Annotated in this window: 3 protein-coding genes; all 3 read right to left on the reverse strand. The window is 52.2% G+C overall.

From position 1 onward, the window contains the following. Positions 1–25: 25 nt before the first annotated feature. Positions 26–1,693, reverse strand: a complete 1,668-nt coding sequence (locus tag PAT3040_RS30090) for a type 2 periplasmic-binding domain-containing protein (RefSeq protein ID WP_258235233.1) — start codon at positions 1,691–1,693, stop codon at positions 26–28. Positions 1,694–1,936: 243 nt separating this feature from the next. Next, positions 1,937–4,291, reverse strand: coding sequence for an AraC family transcriptional regulator (locus PAT3040_RS30095; protein ID WP_108995588.1), 2,355 nt, complete (start codon positions 4,289–4,291; stop codon positions 1,937–1,939). A 204-nt stretch (positions 4,292–4,495) separates the two neighbouring features. Beyond that, positions 4,496–5,345 (reverse strand): polysaccharide lyase 6 family protein (locus tag PAT3040_RS30100; RefSeq protein ID WP_219930333.1); only part of this gene is annotated, 850 nt, incomplete at its 5' end.

A 5,345-nucleotide genomic window follows, 5' to 3' on the forward strand; every position in this document is an offset into this window, starting at 1 on the left:
GCCTGCCGCGAGACGATGCATGGAGTTATCTGTTGTTGTAGCGATCCAAGGCACCTTGATAGATGTCGATTACATCGCGAATACCCATATCCTCAAGCTGCTTCACGAAGCCGTCGAACTTGTCGATCGGCTCGTTGCCCATAATAAATTTGATAAACATTTCTTCCAGATAGGTGTTGATTGCCGTCATCGACTGCGCTACCTTCTTGCTTTCATCTACGGTAGGCGTTATGAACGCCGGCAAAATATGTTTTGCCGCATCGGTCTCCGACCAAATTTTGACCGCCTCATCCTGTTGCGGGAACGTGTTGGTCGATTTTTGCTCATGCATCGGGAACGGACCGTTCGGAATCGTATATTGCGCCAGCATCTGCTGCGACGTGTACTTGTCGTTTTTCACGATCATATCGGTAAATTTCGGAACGCCGTTATCCATTGTGTAGCTTTCGCCTTCAACGCCGAAGTTGTAAGTCAAGGTTCCTTGCTCGCTAAATGAGTAGTCCAGCCATTTTACGATCGTTTCCAGGTTTTTCGCCGATGTCGTCACTGCCGCGCTTGCTTTCGGGTTATATTTGAAATCGCGCTGTCCGGTAAACGGTTTTTCGCCTGCGTTTAATACCGGATAAGGAGCCGCTACCAGATCAAATGTCGGATTTTGGGCTTTGCCGGACTCCAGCCATTTGCCCATGCCGCCGCCCAGCAGGTAGACAGTCGCGCCGGACTCGCCGTTAAGAAGCCGCTTATCCAGCGTGTTGCGTTCGATGATCGGGAAGTCTTTGTCGATCAGGCCTTCGGAATACCACTTGCGGAACAACGTGATAACATCCTTGTATTGCGGATCAAGCGGGCCGTATTTCACTTTGCCCTCGTCGTCAATGTAGAATCCGTGCGACGTTTTGTATGCGCCAAAAAACGCGTCCTGCAAGTTCATTTTGCCCGCATATTGCGCCGTCAGCGGCGCTACGGCGCCTTTTTTCTCTTTGAACGCCGTCAGTACCGTATGCCAATCGTCTACCGTTACTGGCAATTGCAGCCCCAGCTCATCCAGCCAATCTTTGCGCAGCATGGGTCCGCGGAAGACTACGCCTTCCGAGTTGCGCACCATCGGGAAAGCATAATATTGGCCGCTGTCGGTTTTCACCATCTTATCCAGCTCCGGATCGGCTTCCAGCATCTTCTTCAGGTTAGGCGCATATTGGTCGATCAAATCGTTAAGCGGTACGATAACCCCGTCTGCAATCGCCTTCTCCGGTCCGCCCGGATAGATGCTCCAGTCGTACTCCAACACATCCGGCAGCTTAGTGGATGCCAGCAACAAATTAAACTGCTCTTCCGCTTGCCCGTCGGTCGGGTGGATGTAGGTTACTTTCACGCCGGTTGCTTTCGCGATTTCCTTGCCGATTGGCGCTTCCGCAAGATTCGTTGCAAAGGTAATCAGATTGCCGTTAATTGGAGCCCAGTACGAGAAAGTATCTTTGGTATCCATTGGATAAACCGGCTTTTCCTCTCCCTCGTTGCCCTTGCTTTCGCCATTGCCGTCCGTATTGCTGACGGCGCTTTGGGTCGGCTCCGCCTTGTCCTTATTGCCGCTCCCCCCATTACCAGAGCATGCGGTTAACAATAATGAAAGTACCATTGTGATCCCCAGTATGAGCTGCCACTTGCGCTTCTTGCTGTTTCGATGATTTGCCATTGTGCCCCTCCGTTCTATTCGCCCTCGAATTTGTTGGTGTGAATCCGCTATCATCGTAACGCCGATCCAGTGTCGCAAGCCATTGTCAAAACCTAAAATATACGGCAATTCCTCAAAAATGAGTGTAGCAAAACCGCGAGTTTACCGCTTTTTCTTGAAGTGCGGGTTCAACCTCATAAAATGAAAGTTCAAAAAGTTCGCTTTTCACTTTTCGAGCTACCTCTCGAAAAGAAAGCCCGGGGGCTACTTGACTTCCCTGTAGCGCCCGGGCGTTATCCCTTCAAATTTTTTGAATATGCGGTGGAAAGTATTCACATCGTTGTAGCCGACCATCAGCGATATTTCGCTGACCGTATATTTCTCGCCGGTAAGCAGCAGCTTGGCTTGCGCCAGCCGCGTCTTGTTAATATAGTCGAGCAGAGATTCGCCGGCATGTTCCTTGAACAGCTTGGAAATATACGACGGGGTCATGGAGAAAGCTTCCCCGATCATCGATATGTTAAGGTTCTCGTCATGGTAATAATCGTTGACGTATTTCATGACCTTATCGATCAGCGGATTGCTGCTGTATTCGCGGTTATTGTTAACGTAGCCGCAAAGTAGCTCCAGCATATCGTAAAGCTGGCCGCGCATCTCCCCTACCGTCTGGCATTGCATCAGACGTTCGATGGCGCGCACGCCGTCCGGCACATCGGGCTTGCCCGCGATGCGGATTTCGCCGATTACTTTTTGCAGCGTCGCCATCAGGTCGAACATCAGACATTTGGCCGTATGAAAGGAAAAGGGCTCCGTCGTCACATTTTTTTGAATGATCTCATGGGCTAACGCTTTCGCCTTATCGAGTTGGCCCTCGCGCACGATGGCTATCAATTGCTGCTCGGCCTTGAGCGGATAGAAATAGCCGCCTGGAGCGGCCCCTTGGCTGTCGCCTCCGTTTAAGTCCCCATAATGAATAATGCCCCCGCTGCCCGCAACAATACGGTATTCCATCGCCTCGACCGCTTCCTGGAACGCCTGGAAGATGCCATCTTCGCCTTCTTGCTGCATGCTGATGGCTGCGGTCAGTTGCACGTGGGCATGATCGGAAATAAACGACATGGTTTCTTCCGCGATGCGCCCGAGCTCCGCCCGCTGCTCCGCCGTCGATGCTAGCGGATGGTTGACGATGCAAGCGAGCAGCTCCTGGTCCAGCTCTACCGCGTAGGCATGGGCGGACTTGCGCGCGACCTCCTCGACCACGTTGGCGATCAGGAAGTGCAGCAACCGCTTGTTACGCACCTGCTCCTCATCTTCCCGATGGAACTTGCCGAAATGCTCGATGCGCAGCAAGATGACAGAAAAGCCGTCCTGCGGAAAGCGCAGGTCATAGGCCGAAAACGATTCGTGCAGCGGGATATGGCTGTCGAGCTGCCCCTTCAGCAACCGCTGCAGGAAATGCGACCTGAGCGTATTGTTATGCTGGTTCAGCTTGTAATGAAGCTCCTCCTTCTCATGGTAGGTGCTGCTCAGCGCCTGCTCCAGGAACGAATACTCATTGGAGCCGCGATCGAAGGTAACGCCCGCCTTGAACGACAAGCTCTGAATCAGCGCATGGATCGGCAGGTAGTTCCGCTTGAGCAGCCAATACGTCACGCCCCCGCCAACAACGAGGCACAGCAAGATGCTGACGATCGTCAATTGCTCCACCACGTTCATCTTCTGATGGTATACGGCCGCCGGCAGCGTCATCACATATTTCCATCCCGTAATGGATGAGGTTGTGTAGGAAGCGACAAGCCGGCCATCGGCAGTTTGGAACTCCAGTTGCCCCGATTCCTCCGGCATATCGCCGTATTGCACAGCAGGCTCCGCGAGAGGATCGCCCGTAGACGCAATGACCCGATCGTCCTCATCCAAAATAAGGATGGTGCCTTCGTCCGGCGCCGACGCTTGCTCCAGCAGCTTGCTCCGGTCGATCATGAACAGCAGGACAGCGCCCGGCTGATTGATAACGTTAGACATCACATTTTGGGCATACATAACCGTAGGCCTCCACTCATTCTCTTCGGAAACGACAACCGTGTGGTAGCCTTTAATGTACCATTGATCAAAAAATTCCCGGAAGGACTGGAACGGCATATGCTCTTCGAAGCGGATATGGTCGTACAACGTTTCGCTGTTCATACGGTTGTTGCGGGCGATGACCGTATCGCTGCTTTTGTAGTAAATATAAATGCCTTCAAGAAAATCGTTGGCAATTTCGTATACGCGCAAATCATTGGCGATCTGGTATATTTCGTAATGATCCGAATCGGACAGGTCGGCATCGGCCGTAATGAATGCCGCGATCCGCCTGTTGAGGCTCACCTCGACGCTCAGACTCTCGATTCCTTTGAACTGGTTATCTATAGCTTGCTCCATTTGCAGAAGGATAGATTGGTTGGCACGATTAATCTCGGCCTTTACAACGTTCAGCGTCGCGCCGTATATAACGCCGCTGATCAAAATGGGCACGAGCAGCACCGAGACATAGGAAAGCATCCAGGTCAGGATTACGCTGCGATTTTTGTGCCGAAGCTGCTTAAGATAGTTTGTCCAACGGTTTCGGGTCTTCGCCACAGGCTCTGCCTCCCATGTTTTTAAGATGTAGTTCAAAAAGTCCACTTTTGATTGCGATGTATGTCGGGTAGCGTATTCGACGTCGAATATTGAATTCAGCCGAAACTTCCGGTTCTCACGTAGCTTCCACTACGCTCCGATCCTCAGTTTCTAGCTTCATCCAATCTTCTCGACACTGAAAACTGGACTTTTTGAACCTTCATTTTAATCAGAGTCGGGGCCGACGTCCGTTCTTGTCAGGATGGCCGGACGGCGAATAGCCTCGGCATCCGCTTTCTGATTGTTGATGCAAACCGCCGGAGACGGCTGGTATTCGTAGATGGCCGGCTGATCCTTGCCGCATACAAGGTTGTAAGCGACAACGCATTGCTCCGGCGCATACGGAATCCGCTTCCCGAGCGTAATGCCATGCCGACAATTGACAATCGTATTATTGGTCACGTGGGCGCGATAGACGCGCCAATGTTTTCTCAATTCCTCTTGCGTCGGCGACTCGGGATAACCGTCCGGCCCCCCATCGTAGTTGCCGCCGTCAATTAGCAGCGCATCCAACGTCAAGTTTTCCATATAATTATCGAACAGGTGATGGTCGTTGCCGTAAATGCGAAACCCGCCCATCTCCTCCTTCACGCCATCGCCGATAAACACATTATGATGAAAGCGGTTTCCATGGCCGTGACGCGCCGTCACCTGGCCGGCGGAGTTAAGAAATGTATTGTACCGAATTGTATTATAACAGCTTTTTACCGAAATAATCTCGGGTTCTCCGTCGCATTCTTCAAACAGGTTGTGTTGAATGGTAATATAGCCGTTCGATAGAGAGATGCCGGACAAGCCGAGCCGGATCGCTTCGAGCCCATTGACGACGCGCGGGCTTATATGATGGAAATAATTATATTCGATGACGTCATGCTGCGATATTTGTTCCCCGTCGCCATCAAAAATGACGAGCGGTCCAGGGTCGGCCTTCGGCCCGAACTCGTTGCGTTCGATCCGGTTCCAGCCGCTGCCGCTCCCCACCACAGACAGCAGGCTGTACTCCGCCCCAACCCGT

Origin of the sequence: Paenibacillus agaridevorans (genome assembly GCF_003112455.1) — a bacterium.
Classification (GTDB): domain Bacteria; phylum Bacillota; class Bacilli; order Paenibacillales; family Paenibacillaceae; genus Pristimantibacillus; species Pristimantibacillus agaridevorans.

Excerpts from the sequence above, each read along its gene's own strand:
- PAT3040_RS30090 (WP_258235233.1), bottom strand. The coding sequence starts at position 1,693 with ATGGCAAATCATCGAAACAGCAAGAAGCGCAAGTGGCAGCTCATACTG.